At 69.4% G+C, this 23778-nt stretch carries 24 protein-coding genes; 8 read left to right on the plus strand and 16 right to left on the minus strand.

Going from position 1 to position 23778, the window contains the following annotated elements:
• Positions 1–40 precede the first annotated feature (40 nt).
• On the minus strand, positions 41–319 hold the full coding sequence (gene sciP, locus T8T21_RS04575) for a CtrA inhibitor SciP (RefSeq protein WP_322336989.1): 279 nt from the start codon (positions 317–319) through the stop codon (positions 41–43).
• 148 nt (positions 320–467) lie between these two features.
• On the opposite strand from sciP, the gene mnmA reads away from it, so the two are divergent.
• A complete protein-coding gene (gene mnmA / locus T8T21_RS04580) occupies positions 468–1607 on the plus strand; it encodes a tRNA 2-thiouridine(34) synthase MnmA (protein WP_322336990.1) in 1140 nt (379 codons plus the stop codon).
• A 48-nt stretch (positions 1608–1655) separates the two neighbouring features.
• On the opposite strand, the gene lpxB is transcribed toward mnmA, so the two are convergent.
• The 12 genes from lpxB to pyrH form a co-directional block, all read right to left on the minus strand.
• Positions 1656–2804, minus strand: a complete 1149-nt coding sequence (lpxB, locus tag T8T21_RS04585) for a lipid-A-disaccharide synthase (protein WP_322336991.1) — start codon at positions 2802–2804, stop codon at positions 1656–1658.
• Positions 2804–3586 (minus strand): LpxI family protein, encoded by a 783-nt coding sequence (locus T8T21_RS04590; protein WP_322336992.1) that lies wholly within the window; start codon positions 3584–3586, stop codon positions 2804–2806. Before T8T21_RS04590 ends, lpxB begins: the two co-directional genes overlap by 1 nt.
• A gap of 4 nt (positions 3587–3590) precedes the next feature.
• Positions 3591–4373, minus strand: coding sequence for an acyl-ACP--UDP-N-acetylglucosamine O-acyltransferase (gene lpxA, locus T8T21_RS04595; protein ID WP_322336993.1), 783 nt, complete (start codon positions 4371–4373; stop codon positions 3591–3593).
• Positions 4370–4846, minus strand: coding sequence for a 3-hydroxyacyl-ACP dehydratase FabZ (gene fabZ, locus T8T21_RS04600; RefSeq protein ID WP_183469376.1), 477 nt, complete (start codon positions 4844–4846; stop codon positions 4370–4372). The genes lpxA and fabZ overlap by 4 nt, the downstream gene beginning before the upstream one ends.
• Before the next feature lie 78 nt (positions 4847–4924).
• Positions 4925–5518 (minus strand): OmpH family outer membrane protein, encoded by a 594-nt coding sequence (locus T8T21_RS04605; protein WP_322336994.1) that lies wholly within the window; start codon positions 5516–5518, stop codon positions 4925–4927.
• On the minus strand, positions 5518–7773 hold the full coding sequence (gene bamA / locus T8T21_RS04610) for an outer membrane protein assembly factor BamA (RefSeq protein WP_322336995.1): 2256 nt from the start codon (positions 7771–7773) through the stop codon (positions 5518–5520). Before bamA ends, T8T21_RS04605 begins: the two co-directional genes overlap by 1 nt.
• Before the next feature lie 352 nt (positions 7774–8125).
• Entirely contained in the window at positions 8126–9460 is a 1335-nt protein-coding gene (rseP, locus tag T8T21_RS04615; RefSeq protein ID WP_322336996.1) for an RIP metalloprotease RseP, read from the minus strand.
• A gap of 9 nt (positions 9461–9469) precedes the next feature.
• Complete coding sequence (gene dxr, locus T8T21_RS04620; RefSeq protein ID WP_322336997.1) at positions 9470–10639, minus strand: 1-deoxy-D-xylulose-5-phosphate reductoisomerase; 1170 nt, start codon at positions 10637–10639, stop codon at positions 9470–9472.
• Positions 10636–11481 carry a phosphatidate cytidylyltransferase gene (locus tag T8T21_RS04625; RefSeq protein WP_322336998.1) on the minus strand — a complete coding sequence of 282 codons (846 nt, stop codon included), beginning with the start codon at positions 11479–11481 and terminating at the stop codon, positions 10636–10638. Before T8T21_RS04625 ends, dxr begins: the two co-directional genes overlap by 4 nt.
• 1 nt (position 11482) lies before the next feature.
• Positions 11483–12217, minus strand: a complete 735-nt coding sequence (gene uppS, locus T8T21_RS04630; protein ID WP_183469389.1) for a polyprenyl diphosphate synthase — start codon at positions 12215–12217, stop codon at positions 11483–11485.
• Between the two features lie 33 nt (positions 12218–12250).
• A complete protein-coding gene (gene frr, locus T8T21_RS04635) occupies positions 12251–12814 on the minus strand; it encodes a ribosome recycling factor (RefSeq protein WP_183469391.1) in 564 nt (187 codons plus the stop codon).
• Between the two features lie 134 nt (positions 12815–12948).
• Positions 12949–13674: a UMP kinase gene (gene pyrH / locus T8T21_RS04640; RefSeq protein WP_183469393.1), complete on the minus strand. Its 726-nt coding sequence runs from the start codon at positions 13672–13674 to the stop codon at positions 12949–12951.
• Between the two features lie 107 nt (positions 13675–13781).
• Between pyrH and miaA the strand changes: the two genes are divergently transcribed.
• The 3 genes from miaA to T8T21_RS04655 all read left to right on the plus strand — a co-directional run bounded on the left by miaA (position 13782) and on the right by T8T21_RS04655 (position 17387).
• Complete coding sequence (miaA, locus tag T8T21_RS04645; RefSeq protein WP_322336999.1) at positions 13782–14669, plus strand: tRNA (adenosine(37)-N6)-dimethylallyltransferase MiaA; 888 nt, start codon at positions 13782–13784, stop codon at positions 14667–14669.
• Positions 14670–14844: 175 nt separating this feature from the next.
• Positions 14845–16479: an ABC transporter substrate-binding protein gene (locus tag T8T21_RS04650; RefSeq protein ID WP_322337000.1), complete on the plus strand. Its 1635-nt coding sequence runs from the start codon at positions 14845–14847 to the stop codon at positions 16477–16479.
• Positions 16480–16553: 74 nt separating this feature from the next.
• Positions 16554–17387 (plus strand): DUF1206 domain-containing protein, encoded by an 834-nt coding sequence (locus T8T21_RS04655; RefSeq protein ID WP_246390918.1) that lies wholly within the window; start codon positions 16554–16556, stop codon positions 17385–17387.
• Here T8T21_RS04655 and T8T21_RS04660 read toward each other — a convergent pair.
• Positions 17384–17983 (minus strand): lytic transglycosylase domain-containing protein, encoded by a 600-nt coding sequence (locus T8T21_RS04660; protein ID WP_183469397.1) that lies wholly within the window; start codon positions 17981–17983, stop codon positions 17384–17386. The genes T8T21_RS04655 and T8T21_RS04660 overlap by 4 nt on opposite strands.
• Positions 17984–18166: 183 nt before the next feature.
• Here T8T21_RS04660 and ssb point away from each other — a divergent pair, with 183 nt between their 5' ends.
• On the plus strand, positions 18167–18676 hold the full coding sequence (gene ssb, locus T8T21_RS04665; RefSeq protein WP_183469399.1) for a single-stranded DNA-binding protein: 510 nt from the start codon (positions 18167–18169) through the stop codon (positions 18674–18676).
• 45 nt (positions 18677–18721) lie between these two features.
• Positions 18722–19582, plus strand: a complete 861-nt coding sequence (locus tag T8T21_RS04670; protein WP_322337001.1) for a hypothetical protein — start codon at positions 18722–18724, stop codon at positions 19580–19582.
• Here the strand turns inward: T8T21_RS04670 and T8T21_RS04675 are convergent.
• Entirely contained in the window at positions 19579–20715 is a 1137-nt protein-coding gene (locus T8T21_RS04675) for an anhydro-N-acetylmuramic acid kinase (RefSeq protein WP_322337002.1), read from the minus strand. The two genes, T8T21_RS04670 and T8T21_RS04675, sit on opposite strands and share 4 nt — an antisense overlap.
• 63 nt (positions 20716–20778) lie before the next feature.
• On the opposite strand from T8T21_RS04675, the gene tyrS reads away from it, so the two are divergent.
• Both tyrS and T8T21_RS04685 read left to right on the plus strand, forming a co-directional pair.
• Positions 20779–22029, plus strand: a complete 1251-nt coding sequence (gene tyrS / locus T8T21_RS04680; protein ID WP_183469405.1) for a tyrosine--tRNA ligase — start codon at positions 20779–20781, stop codon at positions 22027–22029.
• A gap of 108 nt (positions 22030–22137) precedes the next feature.
• On the plus strand, positions 22138–22779 hold the full coding sequence (locus T8T21_RS04685; protein ID WP_322337003.1) for a DUF998 domain-containing protein: 642 nt from the start codon (positions 22138–22140) through the stop codon (positions 22777–22779).
• Here the strand turns inward: T8T21_RS04685 and T8T21_RS04690 are convergent.
• Positions 22776–23738, minus strand: a complete 963-nt coding sequence (locus T8T21_RS04690) for a DUF3179 domain-containing protein (RefSeq protein WP_322337004.1) — start codon at positions 23736–23738, stop codon at positions 22776–22778. The genes T8T21_RS04685 and T8T21_RS04690 overlap by 4 nt on opposite strands.
• Positions 23739–23778: the final 40 nt, after the last annotated feature.

Here is a 23778-nt window from a genome sequence, read left to right on the forward strand (position 1 = left end):
TTAATTCACCGTTACCGTTCACCCAGCATGGCATTACACGTTATGGTTGTCTATACTTCTGGATAGAGGTTGCCCGCAGCCCCTTGCAGCCGTGCCGCGCGGCCAGCCGCTCCCAGCTTGCGAGTTCTTCCTCCGAGAGCCCGTAATCTGCGATCGCCCGCTCGCGCGAGATCAACCCCGAAGCAATTCCCAACAGAAGCCGTGCCTTGCGCGACGCGACCCAGCGCCCGGTGTCCCGCGCCGGCAGGTCGGCGCGCGTCAGCATGCGGCCATCGGGCAGCGTCACCGCCCGTGGCCCGTCGATCTTGCGAAGATACATTCCCACTCTCCTTTCACCCCGGGACGGAGCCTGACCGGCACGCGCTAAGGAGCGGTGAAGCGGGGGGTTGAGAATGGGGGCCATTTTCATATATTGCGGCCCGATCGACGCGCCCCCGTGCCTCTTCCCCCGCGCCAAGGATCGCCCCATGCCGCTCGACGCTCCGCTCAATTCGCTCGGCTTCGCCAAGCCCGTCTCCGAGACCCGCGTGGTCGTCGCCATGTCGGGCGGCGTCGACAGCTCGGTGGTGGCCGCGCAGCTCAAGGAAGAGGGCTACGACGTCGTCGGCGTCACCCTGCAGCTCTACGATCACGGCGCGGCGCTGGCCAAGAAGGGCGCCTGCTGCGCCGGACGCGACATCCACGACGCGCGCCGCGTGGCCGAAGCGATGGGCTTTCCCCACTACGTGCTCGACTACGAGAACACCTTCCGCGAGGCGGTGATCGACGAGTTCGCCGACAGCTACCTCGCCGGGGCGACGCCGGTCCCCTGCATCCGCTGCAACGAGCGGGTGAAGTTCAAGGACCTGCTGGCCACGGCCAAGGATCTCGACGCCGACTGCATGGCCACCGGCCACTACATTCGCCGCGAGATGGGGGCCGAGGGGGCGGAGCTGCATTCGGCCGCCGACGCCAACCGCGACCAGAGCTATTTCCTGTTCTCGACCACGCAGGAACAGCTCGATTACCTGCGCTTTCCGCTGGGCGGGCTGGCCTCCAAGGCCGAGACGCGGGCGCTGGCCGCGCGCTACGGGCTGTCGGTCGCCGACAAGCCCGACAGCCAGGACATCTGCTTCGTGCCCAACGGCAACTACGCCGCGGTGATCGAGAAGCTGCGCCCCGGCGCGGCCGAGCCGGGCGAGATCGTCCATGCCGACGGCCGGGTGCTCGGCGAGCATCGGGGCCTGATCCACTACACGGTGGGCCAGCGCCGCGGCCTCGGCATCGGCGGTCTCGACGAGCCGCTCTACGTGGTGAAGCTCGACGTCGACAACCGCCGCGTCGTGGTCGGCCCCAAGGAGATGCTGGCCACCCGCCGAGTGCCGATCCGCGAGGTCAACTGGATCGGTGGCGGCGGCTTTGCCGACCAGGCCGAGCGCGAGGTGCTGGTGCGCGTCCGCTCCACCCGGCCGCCCGCCCCCGCGGTGATCCGCCCGATCAACGCGACCGAGGCCGAGGTCGAACTGCTGTCGCCCGAGCAGGGCGTTTCGCCGGGGCAGGCCTGCGTGTTCTACGCCACCGAAGGCAGCCGTGTGCTGGGCGGCGGCTGGATCTGGAAGGGCCGCTGAGGGCGCATCACTTCGAGGAGTTGCGCTAACTTCTCGGGAAATCGCTCCTCAGCCCGCCCGATCCAGGATCGCGCGTGCCGCCCGAAGCCCGGGCGGCTCCCCGCCGGCGCCGAGCCGCAGCATCGTCTTGCGCAGCGCCGCGCGCTGGGCTTCGGGGCGCTCCAGCACCCGCAACAGCGCCCGGCCGATCGGCTCGGGCTGGCAGTTCTTGCCGATGAACTCCGGCACGCTGCGGGTCTCGCTCACCAGATTCACCAGCGTCACCGTGTCGGTGAGCAGCATCCGCCCGATGATCTGCCGCGAAATCCAGCCCATGTCGTAGGCCACCACCATCGGCGTGTTGGCGGCGGCCAGTTCCAGCGAGACGGTGCCCGACGCGGCGAGCGCCACGTCGGCGGCGCGGAAGGCCGCGCGCTTCTCGGACCCATCGACGTCCCGCGCGGGATCGATCAGCAGCGGTGCGACCGACCAATGGCGGGTTTCGGCCCGCACCAGATCGACCACCGGCGCCGCGCAGGGCAGCACCACGCGTGCCTCCGGCAGCGCCGCCTGCACCCGGGCGAGCGCCGCGCCGAAGGTCTCGGACAGGCGCTGCACCTCGCCACGGCGCGATCCGGGCAGCGCGAGGACCAGCGGCGCGTCACCGATCCCGTGGCGGTCGCGAAAGGCCCGCGCCTCCGCCTCGGTGGCCTGCGGTTCGGCGACGACCGGGTGGCCGACGAAGTCGCACTCCATCCCCGCCGCTTCCATGTAGGGCGGCTCGAAGGGCAGCAGCGCCAGCACCTGATCGATGCTGCGCGCCATCTTGGCCGCGCGCCCCGGTCGCCACGCCCAGACGCTCGGTGCGACGTAGTGCACGCAGCGCACCGGCGCACCGGCGGCCTTCACGCGCCGCGCCACGCGCAGGCCGAAATCCGGGCTGTCGATGGTCAATAGGATGTCGGGGGCGGTCTCGATCACCGCGCGCGCGGTTTCGTCGAGGCGGCGCATGAGCTGCCGGTAGCGGGGCAGCACCTCGGCGATGCCCATCACCGACAGCTCCTCCATCGGGAACCGGCTCGACAGCCCTTCGGCGGTCATTCCGGGCCCGCCGACGCCCTCGAAGCTTACGTCGGGCACAAGCGTCTTCAGCCCGGCCATGACCGCCTGCCCGAGCCGGTCTCCCGAGGGCTCGCCCGCGACCACGAAGACCCGCATCAGCGCGCCACCAGAGCGATGCCGTGACGGTCGGCCAGCGCGATCGTCTCCGCGCGTTCCAGCAGCAAGACCCCGCCCGCCTCGATCACGATGGCCGCCAGCCCTGCCCGGGCCGCGCCCTCGACCGTGGCCGGGCCGATCACCGGCAGGTCGGCACGCCGGTCCTGACCGGGCTTGGGCGCCTTGAACAGCAGCCCGCCACGCGCCTCGCCGCCCGACAGGCTCGCCAGCATCCAGTCGGTGCCTGGCAGCGCCTCGACTGCGAGGCAGAGCCCACCGCGCACCACGCAGGCCTGGCCCACATCGGCCTCGGCCATGGCGCGATGCACCACCTGGGCGCGGCTTGCATCGGCATCGAGGGCATCCGTGAAAGGGACCCCGCCGAGCGTGCCGGGTCCGGGCAGCAATCCGGGGGCAATCTCGTGGGCGGCGCGCAGGGCGAAGCCCTGCTCCTCGAGCAGCGCCATCACCGCCCGCAAGGTCGCGTCGTCGCCCTGCCCCATCGCGCCCATCAGTCGCGGCACGAGCGGCGCGGTGGCCGCATCGATGGCAGCGGGATCGATGGCCGGGCGGCTCATCGCCCCGGCGAGGCAGATCTCGGTGACGCCGCGCGCCCGGAGCTCGGCCAACAGCGTGCCAAGCGTCTCGACCCGGTAGCCGATCCGAATGGCGCCCTCGGGGACGCTCACCGGAACGCCCGCCATCTCGCAAACCAGCGCCTTGGGCCGCTGCGCGAGGATCGCGGCGGGCAAGGCGCCGGTCCCGGCCAAGAGCGCCAGCACCGTCTCAGCCCTGCGGGGTCAGGAACTGCCGGTCGCTCGCGGCGGAGACGAAGTCCGACAATTCGCGCACCAGTTCGCTCTCGACGCCGCCGAGCCCGGCGGCGCGTTCGTGGAAGGTGCCCTCGCCCTCCTTGAGCGCGCGGAAGGCCGCGCGCAGCGCGCCGATCTCCTCGCGCGAGGTGCCGCGCCGCTTGAGCCCGACGAGGTTGAGCCCGTCCAGCCGACCACGCGGCCCCTGCACGAGACCGAAGGGAATGACGTCGTTGGTCACCATGGTCACCGCGCCGATGATCGCGCCACGGCCGATCCGGACCCATTGATGGATGCCGCAGAGCCCGCCGACGATCACGTCGTCGCCGATCACGCAGTGCCCGGCAACGGAGGCGTGATTGACGAGGATCACCCGGTCGCCGACCATGACGTCATGCGCCACGTGGCAGCCGGCCATCAGCAGGCAGTCGTCGCCCACGCGGGTTTCGCCGCCACCGCCCGCCGTGCCTGTGTTGATCGTCACGTGTTCGCGGATCCGGTTGCGCGCGCCGATCCGGAGGCGGGTATGTTCGCCCCCGAACTTGAGATCCTGCGGGATCTCTCCGATCACCGCGAAGGGAAAGACCAGCGTGTCCGCGCCGATCACCGTGTCGCCGGTGACGACGACATGGGATTTCAGCTCGACCCCGGACTCCAGCACCACCTGCGGCCCGATATGGCAGAAGGGGCCGATCCGGCAGTCATCACCGATCCGCGCGCCGTCCTCGATCACCGCCGATGGGTGGATCGCGGTCATTTGCCCTGCAGGTCCATCATCGCGGTGAACTCGGCCTCGGCGGCCATCTCGCCCTCGACCGTGGCCACGCCCTTGAAGCGCCAGACCTTGCCGCCCGGCTTGCCGCGCGTGGTCTCGACCCGCATCTCGAGCCGATCGCCCGGCACCACCTTGCGGCGGAACTTGCAGTTGTCGATGCCCATGAAGTAGATCAGCATGTTGCCGTCGACGAGCCCCATCGAGGCGCCGACCATCACCCCGGCGGTCTGCGCCATCGCCTCGACGATGGTGACGCCCGGCATGATCGGCGTGCCCGGGAAATGCCCCTGGAAATGCGGCTCGTTCATCGTGACGTTCTTGAGCCCCGTGGCGCTCTTGGTGCCGTCGATGTCGATCACGCGGTCCACCAGCAGGAACGGGTAGCGATGCGGCAGGATGCGCTGGATCAGCTGGATGTCGGCGGTGGTCGGGCCCGTCTCGGGGGTTTCGGTCATGTCGGTCTCGTCCTTCCCTCGGGGGCCATTTCGGCCCCTGAGTAGCAAGCCGCCCCCGGCGCGGCAAGCCGGGCTGGCCTAGCGCGGCGCCGTCTCGCCCGCGCTCTCGGGTGCCGCGTCGGGCTCCGTCGCCGCGCTGCCGTCACCGATCGCCTCGTCGACGGCGGCGATGGCTGCGTCGGTGATGTCGACCGCCCCGGTGGAGAGAAAGACGGTGCGCCGGTCGAGGATCACCGCCGCGCCGCGCGACAGCATGAGCTGTCCCAGCGCCTGGCCCGACGCCGCGAGGAAGGTTTCACGCCCGGTCGCCGCCTCCTGCTGCAGCGCCCGCTCCTTGGCGTCGCGCTCGCGGCGGATCTCCTGAACCCGGGCGTCGAAGGCGTCGGCCTCGGCGCGGAAGTCCGCCGGAGCCATCGATGGGCGGCGCCGGGTCAGGTCCTGCTCCTCGGCGGTCAGCTCCGCCTCGATCCGGCGGTTTTCCTCGATGAGCGCCTCGGTCTTGGCCTGCAGATCATCCGCAAGCCTGCGCCCGAACAAGCTCTCGGTGAAGAGCCGCTCGGTGTCGAGCACCAGCACTTGCGCCACCGTTGGCTGCGCCTGCGCCCGGACGGGCCCGGGCGCGAGCTGCGACAGCGCCAGAGCGACGCCGAGAACCGCCGCCGCGCGTCGCATCAGAAGCGCGAGGAGATGGTCAGGTCGAAGTTGCGGGTCTCGTCGAACTCCTCGGCCTGCAGCGCTTCGGTGAAGTTGAAGCGCAGCGGTCCGAGCGGCGTGTCCCAGAAGATCGAGGCACCGACCACCGCGCGCGGCGTGTAGTCGTCGTAGAGAACCGTGGCACCGGTTCCGCGGGTCGAGCCGACCTCCCAGACCGAGCCGTAATCGACGAAGGCGCCGCCGGTGATCCCGTAATCCTCGGGCAGACCGAGCGGGAACTCCGCCTCGAGCCGGGTGACAGCGTATTTGTTGCCCCCCAGCGCGTCGTCGCTGTCCGCGTCCCGGGGCCCGATGCCGCCGGGCTCGAAGCCGCGCATGATCCGGCTGCCCATGAAGAAGCGGTCGGTGACGCGGGTGGTGCCGTCGGCGTGGTTAAGCATGCCGCCCTCGACCGTGGCGCGCAGCAGCACGTCCTCGCCCAGCACCCGGGTCTCGGCCGAAGCCAGCGCGGTGGTCTTGACGAAGGCCTCGTCGCCGATCCCGAACTCCTGACCGAAGCGCAGCAGCACGCCGGTGTCGGGATCGAGGCCGGAGCGGCGGGTATCGTAGCTGTAGGAATAGCCGACCGAGTTGGTCCAGACGCCGGCCTCCTCGCGCTCTTCCTGGATGATGTCGCTGGCATCCTCGTCGACATCGGTGATGTCGGTGTATTCGGCGGCGTAGAAGGTCTGCAGCCGGCCATTCTCGCTCACCGGGAAGGTGAAGGAGGGCGAGATCCGGAAGGTATCGGTGTCGTAGAGCGCCGCGTCGTTGTCGGTCGAGCGGTAATCGACGCCGAAGCCGAAGCGCAGATCACGGCCCAGGAAGGCGGGCTCGGCGAAGTCGAACGCGAGCCGACGGTCGTTCTGGCTGGTCGACAGATCGAGGCTGAAAAGCTGGCCGCGGCCGAGGAAGTTGCGCTCCTTGAAGCCCGCGACGAGGCCGAAGCCGTTATCGGTCGAGTAGTTGGCGCCGAAGGAGAGCGAGCCGGTCGGCTGCTCCTCGACATCGACGTCGATCACGACGGAGCCCGGCTCGGTGCCCGGGCGGGCATTGACCTGCGCGTCGGAGAAGTAGCCCAGCGCCCGGATCCGCTCGGCACTCTCGCGAATGGCGCGCGGGTTGAACGGGTCACCCTCGACGGTGCGGAACTGCTGGCGGACCACCCGGTCGAGCGTGGTGGAGTTGCCCTCGATGTCGATCCGCTCGACGAAGATCCGCTCACCGCGGGTCAGCACGTAGGTCACCTCGAGCGACAGGTCGCGCGGGTTGCGGGTGATGCGCGGCTCGATCCGCAGGAAGTCGATGCCGTCGCGGATCGCGATCCGTTCCATGCGGGCGATGTCGTCCTCGACCGCGGTCGGCGAGTAATAGTCGCCCCGGTCGAGACGGATCGCCTCGTCGAAGCGCGCGGTGGACAGGCCCTGGATTTCGCTGGCGATGCCGATCTTGCTGACCTGGTAGCGCTGCCCCTCGCGGACGTTGAAGGTCAACAGGTAGGCGTCGCGGGCGCGCGTCAGCTCGGCATCGACGTCGAGCACCTCGAAATCGATGTAGCCGCGCGAGCGGTAGAAATCGGTGAGCATCTGCCGGTCGAAGGCAATGCGGTCGGCGACGAAGGTGTCGCTCTTGATGAGCTGGCGCAGCGGGCCCGCCTGGCGGGTGGCGAGCACGCCGCGCAGGCGGCGGTCGGAAAAGGCGCGATTGCCGGTGAAGGAGATCCGCTCGATCTCGGTCACGTTGCCCTCGGTGATTTGGTAGACCAGATCGACCCGGTTGTCGGAGCGCTCGATCAGCGCCGGGCGCACCACGGCGTTGATCCGGCCACGCTCGGCATATGCGGCGGCGATCGCGTCGGCATCGGCCTGCGCCTGCACCGGGTTATAGACCCGGCGCTCGGTCGCGGAGATCAGCCCGGCCAGATCCTCGTCGCTGACCTTGGCGTTGCCCTCGAAGCTGATGCGGTTGATCGTCGGGAACTCGGTCACCGCGATCACCAGCCGACCGCCTTCGGGGCGGATCTCGACGTTCTGGAACAGCCCGCTTTCGCGGATCCGCTGGCCCGCGTCGTTGAGCGCCGCGGCGCTCAACGTCTCGCCCCGGGCGATGCCGGCATAGGTCAGGATGGTGCCGGTTTCGATCCGGCGGTTGCCCTCGACCGAGACCTGGTCAAATCGGAAATCCTGCGCGAGGGCCGGAGCCACCGCGCTGATCGCCGCGATCAGGGCGGCCATGCTCGCGGCACCCGTCATTTTGCGCGCCAAGGCGCCTCTGCTGCGAGCCGTCATCGTCACCATCCCTGCCACGCGTCGTTTCTTGGTCAAGGGAAGTATCGGCCATTCGGGGCGTTGTCAAAACTTCCCGGACCCGAAAGGACGATCAGGGTGCGGTCAGTTGCAAGGCCGCGCCAAGCGCCAGCACGATGGCCACCGGAAACAGCAGCCTGTCGAGATGCATGGCGATCAGCAGGCCCAGCCCGGCCTCGTTTCTCGTGGTCATCCTGACACCGTCGATTGGTTGAAGACGACCCGATCATACCCCGGGAATCGGGCGGCAATCAGGCCGCGCCGTGGCCCGGGCGCGACCTCAGGGGCACAGGAACAGGTCGTTGAGCACCGCAAAGACCGTCATCGTCAGGATCAGCGACAGGCCGAGCGCCATCAGCAGCCGGAGCGCCCGGTCGCCGGGCTGACGGCCGGTGATCGCCTCGTAGCCGAAGAACACCAGGTGGCCGCCGTCGAGCACCGGGATCGGAAAGAGGTTCAAAAGCCCCACCGCCGTCGACAGCACCGCGACGAACCAGATGAAGCTGGTGGCGCCCTGCTCGGCCATCGCGCCCGAGGTCTGGGCGATGCCGACCGGGCCCGACAGGTTGCACGAAGAGATCGCTCCGGTGATCATGTGCCCCAGCCCCGACAGCGACGAGGTGATGATCCGCCAGACCTGCGCCGACGCGTCGACGAGCGCGGTGCCCAGCCCCGGCGTCTCGGTCGCGGCCTCGAAGAACAGGCCCGAGGAAATCCCCAGCAGCCAGCGGGTCTCGAAGCCCCCCTCCTCGCGCGGCAGGTCAACCCGGCGCGGGGTCAGCGTGAGATCGCGGGTCGCGCCTTCGCGCCAGATCGTCATCTCGAGCGGGCGGCCATCCGAGGCGGTCACCGTCTCGATCAGCTGCGCGAAGGCGAAGACCTCGCTTCCGTCGAGGGACAGGATCACGTCGCCGGCGCGCAGGCCGGCGGCATCGGCGGCCGAACGCGGCGAGACACCACCCACCAGCGGCGGCTGCGGATAGGGGCCGCGCACCAGCATCTCGCGACCGTCGCGGCGCACCCGGTAGTCGAGCACCGGCTCGGCCGGGTAGCCTTCGGCCAGACGCGCCACACCGCCCTCGGAGGGCAGCTCCGCGCCGCCGATGGCGAGGATCTCGTCGCCCGCGCGCAGCTCGTTTACATAGGCGTCGGGCAGCGGCAGCATCCGCGCGATGGTCAGCGGATCGGCCGGGCGGCCCTGCACCAGCATGACGCCGGCAAAGATCGCAATCGACAGGATGAAATTGAACACCGGCCCTGCCGCCACCGTGGCCGCGCGCGCCCAGAGCGGCGCGCCGAGCATGGTGTGGCGCAGCCGGGCGGGATCGGTACCCGCCGCCTGCCCCACCGAGGCGGCATTGGCGTCGCCCAGGAACTTGACGTAGCCGCCGAAAGGCAGCGCCGCGATCTGCCAGACGGTGCCATGCCGATCCCGGCGCGACACCAGCACCGGACCAAAGCCGAGGCTGAACACCTCCGCATGGATGCCCGACCAGCGCCCGACGATGTAGTGGCCGTATTCGTGGATCGCCACGATCACCGAAAGCGCCACGACGAAGGCGCCGAGCGTGAAGGCGGCGTTTCCGAATTGCGGCAGGATCTGGGTCGGGTCCAAGGCGGCGTCCTATGCGGTCAGAAAATCGGTCCGAGCCGCGCGCGCGCGCGCCTCCGCGTCGGCCCCAAGGACCGCGTCGAGGCCGGGGCTGTCAACCCGAAGCGCGCCATCGCGCGACATCGTGTCCAGCACCCGCTCCACGACCTGCGCCATCTGCATGAAGCCGATGCGGCGGTCGATGAAGGCGTCGAGCGCGGCTTCCTTGGCGGCGTTGAAGGCGGCCCCGGCGAGGCCGCCCTCCTCCATCACCCGCCGCGCCAGACGCAGCGCCGGGTAACGGGCGTCCTCGGGCGCGCGGAAGCTCATGGAGCCCACCGCGGCGAGGTCGAGCCGCGCCACCGGCAGGTCGCGCCGCTCGGGCCAGTTGAGCGCGTAGCCGATGGCATGGCGCATGTCGGGTGCGCCCATATGCGCCATCAGCGCGCCGTCGTTGAAGCCGACAAGGGCGTGGATCAGGCTTTCGGGATGGATCACAACCTCGACCTGCGCAGGCGCGAGGCCGAACAACTCCTTCGCCTCGATGACCTCGAGCGCCTTGTTGAACATCGACGCGCTGTCGATGGTGATGCGCTGCCCCATCGCCCAGTTGGGATGGGTCGCGGCCTGCTCCGGCGTGGCCTGGGCGAGCTGCTCCAGCGGCCAGTCGCGGAAGGCGCCGCCCGAGGCGGTGAGGATCACCCGCTCCACCGCGCCGCGATCCTCGCCCGCAAGCGCCTGGAACACGGCCGAATGCTCGCTGTCCACCGGCAGCAGCGTCGCGCCGTGGCGGGCCGCTTCGGCCAGCACCAGCGGCCCGGCCGCGACCATCGTCTCCTTGTTGGCGAGGGCGAGAGTCGCGCCCTGCCCGATCGCCGCGAGCCCGGGCACCAGACCCGCCGCGCCGACGATCGCAGACATCACCCAGTCGGCGGGCATCGCCGCCGCCTCGGCGATCGCGGCGTCGCCCGAGGCCACGGCGATGCCGCTGCCCGCCAGCCGCTCGGCCAGCTCAGCGCGGCAGTCGTCATGGCAGGTGACGGCAATCTTCGCGTTCAGTCGCCGGGCCTGATCGGCCAGAAGCGCCACGTTGCGCCCGCCGGTCAGCGCCACGGTCTCGAACCGGTCGGGCGCCGCCTCGATCAGCTCCACGGTCTGGCAGCCGATCGAACCGGTGGCGCCCAGAATGCTGACGCGTCTCAAAAATGCACCCCGGGGATGAAGCCCAGCACGGAGGCCAGCAGCATGAAGAGCGAGGCGCCGAGCATCGCGTCGAACCGGTCGAACAGCCCGCCATGGCCGGGGATCAGCGCCGAGCTGTCCTTGACCTTCATGCGCCGCTTGAGCGCGCTTTCGGCGATGTCGCCCATCTGGCTGGCAAAGCTCAGCAGCATCGAGATCCAGACCAGATGCCATGGGCTATGGGTGAGCGCCGCGAAGGCCAGACCGACCACGCCAGCCGAGATCCACCCCGCCGAGGTGCCCGACCATGTCTTCTTGGGGCTGACCTTGGGCCAGAACTTCGGACCACCCAGCGCGCGCCCGGCGACATAGCCGAAGACGTCGGTGCAGATCACCACGAGGATAAGCCACAACAGCCAGGTGAAGCCGTATTCGGCCCGGAAGGTGACGAGGCCCCAGCCTGCCACCTCGATGCCCAGCGCGAAGGCCAGAAAGGTGAGCCGCTCGCGGCGCAGCATCGCGGCGCCCGCCAGCGGCGCGATCAAGAACAGCCACAACACCCAGGTGTCGCCGTTCGACAGTTGTCCCGACAGGACGCTCGCGCAGAGCGCGGCCAGCAGCATGCCGGGCGTCGGCTTGCCCGGCTCGATCATCATCCACAGCTCCCAGACCATGACCGCGGTGACGAACACCGTCAGCATCTGGAACCACAGACCGCCCATCATCACCGCGAGCGCGCCCAGCACGGCCATCGCCGCGCCGGAGGCCATGCGCACGCCCAGATCGCTCCAGCGGCCGGGATCGGCCAGCGCCGCCGCTACCCCCGGCGCCGTATCGCTGCTGCTATCCTCCCGCTGCGCCATCTCAGGCCTTGACGGCGCCGAAGCGGCGGTCGCGCCGGGCGTAGCCGTCGCAGACCCGCGCGAATTCCTCGGGCGTGAAATCGGGCCAGAGCGTATCGACGAACTCGTACTCCGCATAGGCCGACTGCCACAGCAGGAAGTTCGAGATCCGCGCCTCGCCGCTGGTGCGGATCACCAGGTCGGGATCCGGCAGCACATGGGTGTCGAGGAAGCGCGACAGCGTCTCGGCATCGACGTCCTTATGGGTCAGCCGACCCTGCTCGATCTCGTAGGCGAGCCGCTTGGCCGCGCGGGTGACCTCGTCGCGGCCGCCGTAATTGAGCGCGATGGTCAAGTGCACGCGGTCGTTGCCCGAGGTGAGAAGCTCGAGCTCGTCCATCATCGCGACCAGCTTCTCGTCGAGCCGGATCCGGTCGCCGATGAAGCGCACCCGCACGCCTTCGTCATGCAGCGCCCGCGCCTCGCGCACGATGTAGCGCCGGAACAGCGCCATCAGCCCGGAGACCTCGGCCTGTGTCCGCTTCCAGTTCTCGGTCGAGAAGGCGAAGATCGTCAGGTATTTGACGCCCAGATCCGGGCAGGCATTGACGATGTCGCGAACCCGCCGGGCACCGGCATGGTGCCCGAACAGCCGCGGCCGGCCACGGCTCTGCGCCCAGCGACCGTTGCCGTCCATGATGATCGCGACATGCTCGGGGCCGCCCCCGAATGTCGTGTCTTGCGCGTCGGCAGCCATGACGGCCTCCCTGCAATTGGCGAGGCGTCGGCCTCAGACCTGCATGATCTCGGCCTGCTTCGTCTCGAGCTGCTGGTCGATCAGCTTGATGTAGCGGTCGGTCAGCTCCTGGACCTCCTGCTCCCAGAACTTCTGGTCGTCCTCGGAGAGGCCGTCATTCTTGGCCTTCTTGATCTGGTCCATGCCGTCGCGGCGCAGGTTGCGGATCGCGACGCGGGCGTGCTCGGCATATTGCCCGGCCACCTTGGTCAGCTGGGTCCGGCGCTCCTCGTTCAGCTCGGGGATCGGCAGCATGATGATCGTGCCGTTGAGCTGCGGGTTGATGCCCAGACCGCTTTCGCGGATCGCCTTCTCGACCTTTCCCACCAGCGCCTTGTCCCAGACGTTGACCGTCACCATCCGCGGCTCGGGCACGTTGACGGTGCCGACCTGGTTGATCGGGGTCGGGCTGCCATAGGCGTCGACCATCACCGGCTCGAGCATCGAGGCCGAGGCCCGCCCGGTCCGGAGCGACGCGAATTCGGTACGCAGGGAAGCGATGGCGCCGTCCATGCGGCGCTGGAGGTCGTCGGTGTCGAGTTCGAAGTCGTCTGCCATCGGTCTCTTCTTGTCATTGAGGCGGGCTGTTGGCGCCGGTGATAGCGTCAACGGCTCCCGCGTTCCAGAACACTTTGCCTCGCCCCCGGGCGCCGTCGCATCACAACCACGCGGCGCGGGGCGCAAAGGTTTCGTCAGCCATGCACCCGGGTATAGGTGCCCTCGCCCGCGAGGATGCCGCGGAACCCGCCCGGCTCGTCGAGCGAAAACACGATGATCGGCAGGCTGTTGTCCCGCGCCAGCGCGATCGCCGAGGCATCCATCACGCCCAGATGCTTCTGCAGCACCTCGTCATAGGTCACGTTCTCGTAGCGCTTGGCGTCGTCGAACTTCTTCGGGTCCTTGTCGTAGACGCCGTCGACCTTGGTGCCCTTGAAGATCGCCTCGCAGCTCATCTCGTTGGCGCGCAGCGTCGCGGCCGTATCGGTGGTGAAATAGGGGTTGCCGGTGCCGGCGGCAAAGATGCAGACGCGCTTCTTCTCGAGATGGCGCACCGCGCGGCGGCGGATATAGGGCTCGCAGACCTGGTCCATCGGGATGGCCGAGATCACGCGGGTGAAAACGCCCAGCGTCTCCAGCGCCGACTGCATCGCCAGCGCGTTCATCACTGTGGCCAGCATGCCCATGTAGTCGGCGGTGGTCCGCTCCATGCCCTGGGCCGAGCCGGACAGGCCGCGGAAGATGTTACCGCCGCCGATCACCATGCAGATCTCGACGCCGAGATCGTGCACCGACTTGACCTCGCGGGCGATGCGTTCGACGGTCGGCGGATGCAGACCGAACGCCGTGTTCCCCATCAGCGCCTCGCCGGAGATCTTCAGCATCACCCTGCGGAAGGCAGGCTTATGGGTGTCGGTCATGGGCGCTCCGTACATGGCTCGGGGGAAATCGGGTCGCGGCGCAAGATGGACGAAAGCAGGCCCATGTTCAATGCCACGCGGGCGGCTTCGGCGGCGGCCGGCCGTCGATGAGCTCGCTTTTCGAGATCGCGCGCGGGCTCGATCCCGCGCGCCCGGTGCTGATCGCCGGGCCGACCGCCTCGGGCAAGTCGGCGCTGGCGCTCGCCATTGCCGAAACCGGCGGCGGCGTGGTGGTGAATGCCGATGCGCTGCAGGTCTATGCCGATTGGCGGGTGCTGTCGGCGCGGCCCTCGGCCGAGGAAGAGGCGCGCGCGCCGCACGCGCTCTACGGCCATGTCGGGCGAGAGACGACCTATTCGGTGGGCCATTGGCTGCGAGAGGTGGCACCGCTTCTGGACGGCCCCCGGCCGATCGTGGTCGGCGGCACCGGCCTCTATTTCTCGGCCCTGACCGAGGGGCTGGCCGAGATCCCGGCGACGCCGCCGGAGATTCGCGCACAGGCCGACGCCATCGCCCTGCCCGATCTGGTCGCCGGCCTCGATGCCGAGACCCGCGGTCGCATCGACCTCGCCAACCGCGCCCGGGTGCAGCGCGCCTGGGAGGTGCTGCGCGCCACCGGGCGCGGCATCGCCGCTTGGCAGGCGGACACGCCGCCGCCCCTGCTGCCGCTGCCCCGGGCCCAGCCGATCGTGCTGCGCCCCGACCCGGCTTGGCTCAACGCGCGCATCGCGCGGCGCTTCGACGCGATGCTGCAGGAGGGCGCGCTCGACGAGGCCCGCGCGGCCCTGCCGCACTGGCAGCCCGCCGCCCCCTGGGCGCGGGCGATCGGCGCCCCCGAGTTGGTCGCGCATTTGCGGGGCGAAACCGACCTCGCCACTGCCCGAGAGGCCGCGATCATCGCCTCGCGGCAATACGCCAAGCGCCAGCGCAGCTGGTTTCGCAGCCGGATGGGCGAGTGGCGCGGGCTCGACCCGGCGGTGATCACGGCAGACTGAACGGGGCCCGCGCTTCCCGGCGCGCAAGTTGACAGGCAGCCAGCTTTTCGACACGACCTGTCGCGAACGCGCCAGACCGGGCCCTGCCCCGGGGCGGCGCGCGCGGAGGACACCGAATCGCGACCCCTGCCGGGCGTCGATGCGGGCCGGCGCCGGAAGAAGGACGGACATCATCATGCGATCCAAGTTTCATCCCGCCGCGCAGATGTACGCCGCCGAGCATCGCGCCGGGCGCCTGTCGCGACGCGAATTCCTCACCCGCGCCACCGCGCTTGGCGTCGCCGCGCCAGCCGCCTTCGGGCTGATCGGCCTGCCCGCCCCGGCCCGGGCGCAGGCCGCACCCCGACAGGGCGGCACGCTGCGCATGGAAATGGAAACCCGCGAGATCACCGATCCGCGCCGCGCCGACTGGAGCCAGATCGCCAATTTCTACCGCGGCTGGCTCGACTATCTCGTGCAGTACGAAGCCGACGGCACGATCACCCCGATGCTGCTCGAAAGCTGGGAAGCCAATGAGGACGCCACGCAGTTCACGCTGCGAGTTCGTCCGGGCGTGACCTGGAACAATGGCGATCCGTTCACCGCCGACGACGTGGTGCGCAACATCACCCGCTGGTGCGACGCCACTGTGCCGGGCAATTCCATGGCCGGCCGCATGACCCAGCTGGTCGACCCGGCGACGCGGCAGGCCCGCGACGGGGCCATCACCCGGATCGACGACCTGACCGTGCAGCTCGAACTGGCCGCGCCGGACATCTCGCTGGTCGTCTCGATGACCGACTACCCGGCCGCCCTCACCCACGCGAGCTTCGACGGCGGCGACCCGTCGCTGAACCCGATCGGCACCGGCCCCTACCTTCCCGAGGCCAACGAGGTCGGGCTGCGACAGGTGCTGGTGCGCAATCCGGATCACGTCTGGTGGGGCAGCGACGTGTTCGGCGGCCCCCATCTCGACCGGATCGAATACCTCGATTACGGCACCGACCCCGCCGCCAAGCTAGCCGCCGCCGAGGCCGGCGAGATCGACGCCACCTACCAGACCACCGGCGATTTCGTCGACCTGTTCGACAGCATCGGCTGGAGCCGGTCCGAGGTGATGACCGCCGCGACGCTGACGGTGCGCTTCAACCAGGACAGCCCGCCCTTTGGCCATCGCGACGTCCGGCGCGCGATGCAGATGGCGGTCAACAACGCCATCGTGCTGGAGCTCGGCTATGACGGCCACGGGCTGGTGGCCGAGAACCACCATGTCTGCCCGATCCACCCCGAATACGCCCCCGTCGGGCCACCGGCCCACGACCCGGCCCGCGCCCGCGAGCTGCTGGCTGAGACCGGCTTCGGCGCGCAGGTCTTCGAGCTGATCTCGCTCGACGACGCCTGGCAGGCGGCGAGCTGCGACGCGGTGGCGGCGCAGCTGCGCGACGCCGGCATCAAGATCGAGCGGCGCGTTCTGCCGGGTGGCGAGTTCTGGAAGGACTGGCTGAGCTACCCCTTCTCGGCGACCGAGTGGAACATGCGCCCGCTCGGCGTGCAGATCCTCGCGCTGGCCTACAAGTCGGGCGAGCCCTGGAACGAGACCGGCTACGCCAACCCCGAATTCGACGCCGCCCTGGCCGAGGCCATGTCGCTGGCCGATGTCGAGGCGCGGCGCGCGGTGATGGCGCGGCTCGAACGGATGCTGCAGGAGGACGGGGTGGTCATCCAGCCCTTCTGGCGGACGCTCTACCGCCATGCCGCCGACCATGTGAGCGGGATCGAGATGCACCCCACCTTCGAGCACCATCACTACCGCTGGTCGCTCGCCGGCTGAGGCCCTTGCGTCATGCGCGTCGAATCCCTGCCCCGGTGATGGAACAAGCCCGCCACTCGCCAGCTTGAGCGGGCATGACACAGCAGGATCTTCAGTGGGCAGTGCCCGTCATGCGTCTCGGCTATGCCGGTCGTGGTCTCATCTATCTCGTCGTGGCGATCCTGTCGCTCGCGGCGATCTGGCGCGGCTCGACGCCGGGCGGCACCGGCGAAGCGATGGCCTCGCTCGAACGCGCCTGGTGGGGCATCGCGCTGCTGGCGCTGATCGCGCTGGGCCTCGCGGCCTATGGCGTCTGGCGGCTGGTCGCGGCCGGCTGGGATCTCGAGGCGCATGGCAGCGGCGCCAAGGGCGTGGTGGCGCGGATCGGCCAGGTCGTGACCGGCCTGATCCATCTCGGCCTGGCCTTCACGGCGGTGGCGATCCTGATGCCCTCCTCCTCCGGCTCGGGCAGCGGATCGAGCCTCGACAAGTGGACCGGCAAGGTGATGCAGATGCCGTTCGGCCAATGGCTCGTCGGCCTTGCCGGCGCGATCGGGCTGGGCGCGGGCCTTTACTACATCTGGAAGGGCTGGTCCCACAAATACATGGAGAACCTGCGCGCCAAGCCGCTGACGCTGAAGCTGCAGCCGGCCCTGACCGCGGGCCTCGCCGCCAATGGCGCGGTGATCGCCATCGTCGGCTTCCTGCTGGTCTACGCGGCCTGGACTCTCGACCCGAGCGAGGCCGGCGGCCTGGCCGAGGCTTTCGACTGGCTGCGTGAAAAGCCCTATGGCACCGTGCTCGTCACCGCGCTGGCGGTGGGCCTGCTCGGCTTCTCGCTGTTCTGCTTCGTCAACGCCGCCTACCGGATCGTGCCGAAGCTCAGGACCGACGACATGGAGACGCTGGCGCGCAAGCTGGCCGCCTAACGTCCGAGGATCGCCTTCACATAGTGCCGGGTCTCGGCGTAGGGCGGAATGCCACCGTATTTCTGCACCGCGCCCGGCCCGGCATTGTACGCCGCCAGAGCAAGCTGCCAGTCGCCAAAGGTGTCGTGCTGCATCCGCAGGTAGCGCGCGCCGCCCTCGAGGTTCTGGCGCGGGTCCATCGGATCGACTCGTAGCAGACGCGCCGTGTCGGGCATCAGCTGCGCGAGGCCCAGCGCCCCGACCCGGCTGACCGCGCGGGCGTTCCACCCGCTCTCCTGCTGCACCAGCCGCAGGAACAGGTCCTCGGGAATGCGATGCTTGCGCGCTGCTTCCCGGGCCAGCGTCAGATAGGGGCCGGAATAGCGCCCGGTGAAGCTCGGAGCGACGGCGACCTGCAACTCCTGAGGCACCTCGGCCCGAGGCGGCTGCAGCCGCGAGGAGCTCGCGTATTGCGATGCCGCGCGCCCGTCCAGCACGCTCAGCTGCGAAGCGTAGAGCCCCGGCCCCGAACTCGTGGAAACCCTGTCGGCCGAAGCCTGCGTCGCGCAGAGAAGTGCCAAGGCCGCGGCGGCGGCCCCCCGTGATCGAATATTCATCGCGTCCCTCCGTTCCGCCGGTCGATGCCGGCGCAGGCCATTCGCTGGTCCGTTCGATGTCGCGAGGCTAACCGCGTTCGTGGCGGAAAGGGAAGATGAAACCGGCGTTTGTGCTGTCATCCCGCGCTCGCGCGGCATAGTCTCGGCGCGACGAAAGACGAGATTCTAAGGCAGGAGGCGATAATGGCCGGTTCCGTCAACAAGGTGATAATCATCGGAAATCTGGGCCGTGACCCGGAGGTCCGGACCTTCCAGAACGGCGGCAAGGTGGTGAACCTGCGCGTCGCCACCTCCGAGACCTGGAAGGACCGCAACACCGGCGAACGTCGCGAGCGTACCGAGTGGCATTCGGTCGCGATCTTCAACGAGCCGCTGGGCCGGATCGCCGAGCAATATCTCAAGAAGGGCTCGACCGTCTATCTCGAGGGCCAGCTAGAAACCCGCAAATGGCAGGACCAGCAGGGCAACGACCGCTACTCCACCGAGGTGGTGCTCCGGCCCTATACCGGCAACCTGACCCTGCTGGGCGGCCGCGGCGACGGCGGCTCTGGCGGCGGCTTCGGCGGCGATGACCGGGGCGGCTATGGTGGCGGGTCGGGCGGCTATGACGACCGCGGCGGCTACGACGATCGCGGCGGCCAGGGCGGCGGTGGCGGCGGCAGCCGCGACATCGACGACGAGATCCCGTTCTAATCGGAACGGCCGGGGGCCGCTCCCCCGGCCGACCGGAGCCCCAGAATGCGCTACATCACCGCTGGACGAGTGACCTTTGCCCACAAGGCCGACGCGGAGCCGCCGAACATCGGCGATATCCTATGTTCGCCGCGGCATTACTTCGATTTCTTCTTCGAAGGACCGGGACGGGTATTGGTGGTTGGCGGCGGCGCGATACCCGATCCGCTGGCTGCTGATGGCGGCGACGATTTCGCACATCGTTTGGTTTGGGCGACCGGCGCATCGCGCCCGTTCTACCCGCGCCCCAAGGATCGTATCAGGGCGATCCAGCATCGCTTGCGTGAGGGTGCGTCGCGGCGGCGATGGCCTGATGCCCTGGTCGGAAGCCGCGATCCAGATGCGGCAGGGGCGGATGCGCTGCCCTGCCCCAGTTGCTTTCATGAGGTTTGCGAGACGCCGCGAGGCGCCGGCATCGGTGTCATTCTCAACGCCAATCCTCGCGTCAGCGGCGGCGGTCTGCCTGACTGGCTAGGGCAGGAGCACCCCGGCCTCTTGCTTGGAAGCAACGCTATGTCGGAGGCCGATCTGCTCGCCTTCTTCGGCGCCACGCGCCGGATTCTCACCAATTCCTACCACATGGCCTACTGGTCGCTTCTGAGTGGCGGCGAGGTAGCCATACTGGGCCATTCCAGCAAACTCGCGAGCCTGCTGACCCTGTTCGGCCTCGATCCGCTGCAGATCCACCGCTATCCGCAGGCCGATTACCGTCGGATGGAGGCCGCGTTACGCGATGCGCTGGCCGGTGGTCCCTGGCTGTCGCTCAAGGATCCGGCCGCCACACGTGAGGACTTCCGCGCCCGAAACATGGATTTTGCGGCGCGCGCGACACGGACCGTACCCGGACTGCGGATAACCCGTCGTTAACTGCCGGCCAGAGCCGCTCCTAGGCCGAGCTCCCCGGGTCGGCTGATTGTGCCGCCGCCCACGGCGGCGCGTACCCCGGTGGTCGAAGGGGCCGAGGTCGGCAGGCCGCGCGCCACCCGCGCGGCGAGAAAGGCGAAGGCCTGCGCCTCGAGCATGTCGCCGTCGAGACCGACATCCTCGACCGGCCCGACCGGGCAGTCGCAGCCCGCCGCGATCATCGCCATCATCACCGGGTTGTGCCGCCCGCCCCCGGTAACGAGCAACCGCTCGGGCGGGCTCGGACAATGCTCCATGCCGCGCATCACCGCCGCCGCGGCACAGGCGGTCAGCGTCGCCGCCGCATCGGCATCCGAAAGCGCCTCGACCTCTTGCGACAGGGCGGCGAAGGCATCGCGGTCGAGCGATTTCGGTGCCATGCGGTAGAAATGCGGGTGCTCCAGGAACCGGGCCACCACCGCGGCGTCCACCTCGCCCGCGGCGGCGAGCGCGCCGTCATCGTCGCGCGCCCGGCCCAGCCGCCCCTGCACCAGATCGTCGATCGGCGCGTTGGCCGGGCCGGTGTCGAAGGCCAGCAGCGCCCCCTCTGCCTCGGGACGCGCGAAGCCCGGATCGACGAAGGTCAGGTTGCCGACTCCGCCGAGATTGAGGAAGGCCAGCGGCGCTGTTGCGCCCACGAACTTCGCCAGCGCGAAATGATAGAACGGCGCCAGCGGCGCCCCCTCGCCGCCGAAGCGGACATCCGAGCTGCGGAAGTCCCAGACCACGGGGACGCCCAGTGCCTCGGCCAGAATCGCGCCCGAGCCGGCCTGATGGGTGCCGCGCCCCCTTGGGTCATGCGCGAAGGTCTGGCCGTGGAACCCGATCAGCGCGACATTCTCGAAGCGCGACAGGATCTCGGCATGGGCGGTCTCGACGATCTCCGCCGCGGTCTCCACCTCCGGCCCTTCCCAGTGGCCCAGCGCCGCGCGCAGCACCGCGCGCTCGGCCTCGGAATAGGGCCGGTAGGCGCTTTCGCCGAAGCCGAAGACGCTTTCGCCATCCGTTTCGATCACCGCCGCATCGACGCCGTCGAGCGAGGTGCCCGACATCGCGCCCAAGCACCTGATCCTGTCGCCCGTGCCGAACCGCCGCATCACGCTTTCCCTCGCCCCAGCTGATGCCTATAGAGTGGCGCGACCAAGAGAGGGGCACAAGACATGACCTACCACCCCAAGAGCGACTTCATGTCCGTGATGATCGAGCGCGGCTATCTCGCCGACTGCACTGATTACCAGGGCCTGGACGAGGCGCTGTCGAAGGGGGTCGTGCCCGCCTATATCGGCTATGACGCCACCGCGGCGTCGCTGCATGTCGGCCACCTGCTCAACGTGATGATGCTGCGCTGGCTGCAGAAGACCGGCCACAAGCCGATCACGCTGATGGGCGGCGGCACCACCAAGGTGGGCGATCCGAGCTTCCGCTCGGACGAGCGTCCGCTGCTGGGCCCCGACCAGATCGCCGCGAACATCGCGGGCATGAAGCAGGTCTTCGCGCGCTACCTGTCCTACGGCGACGCGCCGACCGACGCGCTGATGCTCGACAACGCAGAGTGGCTCGACAACCTCAACTACCTCGAGTTCCTGCGCGACATCGGGCGGCATTTCTCGGTCAACCGGATGCTGTCCTTCGAGAGCGTGAAGTCGAGGATCGACCGAGAGCAGTCGCTGTCCTTCCTCGAATTCAACTACATGATCCTGCAGGCCTACGACTTCCTGGAGCTGAACCGCCGCTATGGCTGCGTGCTGCAGATGGGTGGCTCCGACCAGTGGGGCAACATCGTCAACGGCATCGACCTGACGCGCCGGGTGCTCGACCACGAGATCTACGGCCTGACCTCGCCGCTGCTGACCACCTCGGACGGTCGCAAGATGGGCAAGAGCCAGGGCGGCGCGGTCTGGCTCAACGAGGACATGCTGAGCCCGTATGAGTTCTGGCAGTTCTGGCGCAACACGACCGACGCCGATGTCGGCCGCTTCCTCAAGCTCTACACCGAGCTGCCGGTGGATGAGTGCGAGCGCCTCGGCGCGCTGTCGGGCTCGGAGATCAACGAGGGCAAGATCGTGCTCGCCGACGAGGTCACCGCGCTGCTGCATGGCCGCGAGGCTGCCGAGACCGCCAAGGCCACGGCGCGCGAGGTGTTCGAGAAGGGCGGCGTGGGCGACGACCTGCCCACCCTCACCCTCACCGAGGAAGAGGTCGGCGGCGGCATCTCTGTGGTGCAGCTGCTGGTCCGCTCGGGCCTCGCCGGGTCGGGCAAGGAGGCCAAGCGCCTGATCGCCGACAACGGCGCGCGCCTCGACGACGCGCCGCTCACCGATGCGGGGCTGGTGATCGACCGCGCGGCGCTGACCGCGCCGATCAAGCTCTCGGCCGGCAAGAAGCGCCACGCGCTGGTGCGGCTGGGCTGAGACGACAAGGGGCGGCGCGAGCCGCCCCTTTTGCCTTGTGGCGCTCGACCGGCGGCGGAACCGTCATCGTCCCCCGCTGTTGGCCTCCTGTCCACCAGGAGAGCCGAGATGAAAGATGCCACCGGACAACCGGTCGACGCGGAACGCCCCTACCTGTTGCTGCTGCTGGCCGGAATCGGCTTTCTCGGCTGCCTGTCGATGATCGGCGGCACCATCGCCGCGCAGATCGTCGTGCCGGGCCATGACTGGATCGCCGACACGATCAGCGATCTCGGCGCCGGCGAGTGGGAAATCATCATGGACGTCGCGCTCTACGGCTTCGCCGCGGGGCTGTTCGCCACCGCGCTCGCGGCGGCGCATGCGCATCTGGGCGGGATCGGCTGGTCGGCGGGGGTCGTCTCGCTCGCCATCCTCGCGGCGCTTGTCGTCATGGTCGGCGCACGCAACGAATACGGCGATGCCGACAGTGACGGTGTCGTCATCCACATCTACCTCGTCTACGGCCTCGGCGCGCTGTTCCTCGCCGCGCCACTGAGCATGGCGTCGGGCTTCGGGCGCCACCACCCCGGGGCGCGTCGGGCCCTGATCGGCCTGGCCATCGCATGGGTCGTCATGGCGCCCCTGTTCCTCATGGCCCCCACCTCGATCGACGGGCTGGCCGAGCGGGTACTCGGCCTGATCGCCTGCGGCATGATCGCGGTGATGGCCTGGGTGTTCTGGCAGCGCGGCCGCGACGCGCATCGCGGCTAGCCGCCGAGCATCCATTCCCCCTGCGGCCAGAAAGCGTGGAAGGCGAATGCGAAGAGCACGTCATGCGGCACGTCGCGGCCCTGCGCGTCGCGCACCCGGACATTGCCCACGTCGCGCCCCTGCCCCACGCGCCCGGCGTCGAGGGCGCTGGCCTGACCCGCCTCCCAGCTGATCGTCACGCCGGCCTCCGTGACCTGCCCCGCCTCGCGCAGCCGCGAGAACGGCCAAGCCCGGTCGCCGACCCGCACCACGCGCATCAGCGCCGGCACACCATGCGGCGGCATCTCCCCCGAATAGAGAAAGGGCCGGCGCGAGCTGTCATAGCTCACATAGGGGTTGCGGCCGTAATCCCGGCTCCAGTCGGGCTCGTCCATCACCACCCCGTCGGGATGGGCCGCGCGGAACCGCTCCCAGCTGTCCATCCAGGCGGGCAGCAACTCCAGCTCCGCCCCGGTCATCTCGCCGACGATGGCGGTGCCGATGGCCTGCTGCCACCAGCTCTCGGTCTGGCGGTCATACATCACCATGTCCGAGGCGCGCAGCATCCCCGAGACCCCGAAGGACAGCTCGCGCCCGTCGATCCGCCGGTCGAAGATCATGCCGGAATTGCACAGCGGGCAGTAGGTCACGGCGACCGGCACGCCGCCGGCCGCGTCGTTGACGATCTCGTGCCACAGCAGGTAGCGGATCGGATAGGCCCGAGCCGGACCCTCCGGCGCCGGCCAGACCATAACCGGCTCCGTCGCATCGAGCCGGGTCTCGGCGGCGGCCGGGATCATGCGCGGCGCGTCGATGGCCGGGATGCCATCCTTGGGCGGCCCGCCCGACATGATCTCGGACCAGTCGCTGATGCTGGTGTTCGAGAAATCCGTATCGGGCCAAGCCCGTTGCCAACGGCCCGGCTCGGCCATGGCCGCGCCCGAAATCGCCATGGCGGCCAGTATCGCCAGAATGCGCATGATCGTGTCCTCCCTCCTCAGGAGCCTGCCGGGCGGCGCG

This window comes from Limimaricola variabilis (assembly GCF_034371605.1).
GTDB lineage: Bacteria > Pseudomonadota > Alphaproteobacteria > Rhodobacterales > Rhodobacteraceae > Limimaricola > Limimaricola variabilis.

Coding starts and splice junctions, on each gene's coding strand:
- sciP (WP_322336989.1), bottom strand. CDS start 319: ATGTATCTTCGCAAGATCGACGGGCCACGGGCGGTGACGCTGCCCGAT.
- mnmA (WP_322336990.1), top strand. CDS start 468: ATGCCGCTCGACGCTCCGCTCAATTCGCTCGGCTTCGCCAAGCCCGTC.
- lpxB (WP_322336991.1), bottom strand. CDS start 2,804: ATGCGGGTCTTCGTGGTCGCGGGCGAGCCCTCGGGAGACCGGCTCGGG.
- lpxA (WP_322336993.1), bottom strand. CDS start 4,373: ATGACCGCGATCCACCCATCGGCGGTGATCGAGGACGGCGCGCGGATC.
- fabZ (WP_183469376.1), bottom strand. CDS start 4,846: ATGACCGAAACCCCCGAGACGGGCCCGACCACCGCCGACATCCAGCTG.
- T8T21_RS04605 (WP_322336994.1), bottom strand. CDS start 5,518: ATGCGACGCGCGGCGGCGGTTCTCGGCGTCGCTCTGGCGCTGTCGCAG.
- bamA (WP_322336995.1), bottom strand. CDS start 7,773: ATGGCCGCCCTGATCGCGGCGATCAGCGCGGTGGCTCCGGCCCTCGCG.
- T8T21_RS04625 (WP_322336998.1), bottom strand. CDS start 11,481: ATGGCGCAGCGGGAGGATAGCAGCAGCGATACGGCGCCGGGGGTAGCG.
- uppS (WP_183469389.1), bottom strand. CDS start 12,217: ATGGCTGCCGACGCGCAAGACACGACATTCGGGGGCGGCCCCGAGCAT.
- frr (WP_183469391.1), bottom strand. CDS start 12,814: ATGGCAGACGACTTCGAACTCGACACCGACGACCTCCAGCGCCGCATG.
- pyrH (WP_183469393.1), bottom strand. CDS start 13,674: ATGACCGACACCCATAAGCCTGCCTTCCGCAGGGTGATGCTGAAGATC.
- miaA (WP_322336999.1), top strand. CDS start 13,782: ATGAGCTCGCTTTTCGAGATCGCGCGCGGGCTCGATCCCGCGCGCCCG.
- T8T21_RS04650 (WP_322337000.1), top strand. CDS start 14,845: ATGCGATCCAAGTTTCATCCCGCCGCGCAGATGTACGCCGCCGAGCAT.
- T8T21_RS04655 (WP_246390918.1), top strand. CDS start 16,554: ATGACACAGCAGGATCTTCAGTGGGCAGTGCCCGTCATGCGTCTCGGC.
- T8T21_RS04660 (WP_183469397.1), bottom strand. CDS start 17,983: ATGAATATTCGATCACGGGGGGCCGCCGCCGCGGCCTTGGCACTTCTC.
- ssb (WP_183469399.1), top strand. CDS start 18,167: ATGGCCGGTTCCGTCAACAAGGTGATAATCATCGGAAATCTGGGCCGT.
- T8T21_RS04670 (WP_322337001.1), top strand. CDS start 18,722: ATGCGCTACATCACCGCTGGACGAGTGACCTTTGCCCACAAGGCCGAC.
- T8T21_RS04675 (WP_322337002.1), bottom strand. CDS start 20,715: ATGCGGCGGTTCGGCACGGGCGACAGGATCAGGTGCTTGGGCGCGATG.
- tyrS (WP_183469405.1), top strand. CDS start 20,779: ATGACCTACCACCCCAAGAGCGACTTCATGTCCGTGATGATCGAGCGC.
- T8T21_RS04685 (WP_322337003.1), top strand. CDS start 22,138: ATGAAAGATGCCACCGGACAACCGGTCGACGCGGAACGCCCCTACCTG.
- T8T21_RS04690 (WP_322337004.1), bottom strand. CDS start 23,738: ATGCGCATTCTGGCGATACTGGCCGCCATGGCGATTTCGGGCGCGGCC.